Below are 2,406 nucleotides of genomic sequence, written 5' to 3' on the forward strand. Positions count from 1 at the left end.
ATCGAATTGGGGGCCGATGTGGGGAAACCGCCGGGGTTGTCCTATATCGATGAATTTGAACGTCTTCTCGATCAAGATCAATTCCAAGGCGAAGAACAAAGGGAAGATGGACTGATTGCGGCCCTAGCGGCAATTAACGTCACCGAAAAACGGGGATGCGAATACTTTGCCGCCCATATTTATGCTCTCAAAGAAGGGGAACAAACCCCAGAAAATCTGAAAATTCAGGAAACGATCGCCAAAATCTTTCCCGAAGAAGCGGGCCATGTGCGTTGGGGTAATCGTTGGTTAGCCAAAATTGCCCAAAAAAGCCCCGAACATCGGCAAAAAGTCGAAAAAGCTAAGGCCAAATACTCAGCGATCGAACAGGCCGCCTATGAATCGGGTATGGATATCACCCTGGGGGCAGAATTGCGCCGCGTCGGTCATTTAATGGAAATCGCCGCCACTATGCCGCTTTGGGAACGTCCTCAATATCTGATGGAACGTTTACCCCAATCCCTTCTCGACCCGAAATTGCAATTATTCCGGGTAGAAGCGGCGCAAAAAGCCTGGAATCGTGATCCACAAATGTTTATGGAACGCTTTTTGCCGATGTTTTTTAATGCAGACGGCAATATCGGCAAAAAAGAGAAAGTCAACTAATTTAACCTTGATTTTCAGAAGCAATCATTCAGCGATCGCCGAATAAAGGTTCATCGAGGATCGAGAAAATCAGCTATTGTTTTAAATAGGGGTGAGTTCTCAGCTTTAGGGCCAGAGAATCACCACTTTTTTACTGTTTATTTTAGCTTTTCTTTTTTGGATTATGCGTCTTTTAGCTGCCTTCGATCGCTATCCCGATAGTGTATCGTTAACCCTAGAACCAGTAGCCACCGACTCGCAAAAATTTGATTTATATTTAACTTTACACCTACAAGCTCAAATTCAATCTCTCCTCGGCGGGGAAATTAAATGGGGACTGAAAGGAGGAAAATTAGATTTTGTTTTAGTTAATTGTCACCTAACACCAAATCCTCTTTCTAGTCAAGAGTTATACATAAATCGTATTAATAATCATCAATGGCGGTTATCCTTCAAAAGTCCTCAGTCAATATTTACAGGAGCGATCGAAAGGATTAACCTAGGAACCGTGAGTGTCGAGGAAGAACCTTATCATCTGACGGTGCAATTTTCGCTGACAGCTGCCGATATCTGTATCACGGAAACATCGGGATTATGGAAACACGATATAAGTCCCAATAAACATAGTATTTTAGAGCGAAAGTTAGCATTTTTCCTGATGGAAAATCAATTTGATGTTTTTTTGAGTCGTATTTCTTGGGGTTCATCCCAGGTAGAATTAGATACTGTTCTAGTTGAACCGAAAGCGGCAGCATCAGAAAATTTAGAGAAATTGCCAGCACAAATCGAGGCAGTTTATGCTTCTGTTAGTGATGATTTTCTGGAATTAGTCCAATTAGCTGAACTCGATCCCCTAACGGATTTTACTGGGGCAAATCTCCTAGCAGCGGAATTAAGTGGTATATCTTTAGGCATGGCCAATCTCTATCAAGCGAATCTGCGGGGGGCCAATTTAACCGATGCTGATTTAAGTGAAATTAATGGCAGTTATGCTAGTTTTAGGGGAGCGGATTTAAGCGGAGCCTTATTAGCTAATGCCGATTTAAGTTATGCTGATTTTTACCGTTCTAGTTTGGCTTTAGCTAATTTAATTGGCTCCAATTTAGAAGGGGCTAATTTAGTTGAAGTCAACATCACTCAAGCGAATTTTAGCGGGGCAAAAGTGAAGGGGGCAAAGTTTGCCGATAACGTGGGTATGACCGAGGAATTGCGGGAAAATTTACGCTCGCGCGGGGCTTTCTGCGATTAGTCAACTATTAAGCTTCTATGGTAAATTGATAGGATTCCTGCCAAGTATTGCCGATCACTTCTTCGTTTTCTTCTTGATAATCGTGGTAAACTTTGCCTATTTTTTGACCTACATAGCTATCTTTATCGCACCTATTGATCAAGGAAATATTAATTACTTTCTTCTCAAATCTTGTCTCTCCTCATACATTCATTTTTTCTCATTCCCCACGCCTAATTATTATCATTCAAAGATGGGTAAATTAGTATTTATGTCAAGTTTTTAACAATTTTTCTGGAAAAAAGTTTAAATTATTTTAAGTAATTTGTCAGTTTATTAAAATCTATGTCAAAATGTGATCACTAAACTGTTCCGCAGTTCCGGCGTTCCCCAAAACCAGAGACTTCCTACTGCTATAGCATTTACATTTGAGACGTGGAAACCAATTTCTGAAAAAAATGCTATAATCTAAGTCAATGTTTTAATAACTTTAATTATGGACAAGGCTCAGAAAATCAAAAAAGATATCGAGGAACTAGATAAATGGATTAAAA

Annotated in this window: 3 protein-coding genes; 2 read left to right on the plus strand and 1 reads right to left on the minus strand. The window is 40.2% G+C overall.

The window, feature by feature from the left end; translation table 11 throughout:
- Both PX484_RS09195 and PX484_RS09200 read left to right on the plus strand, forming a co-directional pair.
- Nucleotides 1-645: DUF455 domain-containing protein (locus PX484_RS09195; RefSeq protein WP_288103567.1), on the plus strand; the 645-nt coding region annotated here is incomplete at its 5' end.
- A gap of 163 nt (nucleotides 646-808) precedes the next feature.
- Entirely contained in the window at nucleotides 809-1,873 is a 1,065-nt protein-coding gene (locus PX484_RS09200; RefSeq protein WP_287766992.1) for a pentapeptide repeat-containing protein, read from the plus strand.
- A gap of 7 nt (nucleotides 1,874-1,880) precedes the next feature.
- Here the strand turns inward: PX484_RS09200 and PX484_RS09205 are convergent, their stop codons facing one another.
- The gene (locus PX484_RS09205; RefSeq protein WP_287670324.1) at nucleotides 1,881-2,015 is read right to left on the minus strand and encodes a hypothetical protein; all 135 of its coding nucleotides are present in this window, start codon (nucleotides 2,013-2,015) and stop codon (nucleotides 1,881-1,883) included.
- Nucleotides 2,016-2,406 lie beyond the last annotated feature (391 nt).

The sequence above is a fragment of the Microcystis sp. M49636_WE2 genome (assembly GCF_030065375.1).
Lineage (GTDB): Bacteria > Cyanobacteriota > Cyanobacteriia > Cyanobacteriales > Microcystaceae > Microcystis > Microcystis aeruginosa_C.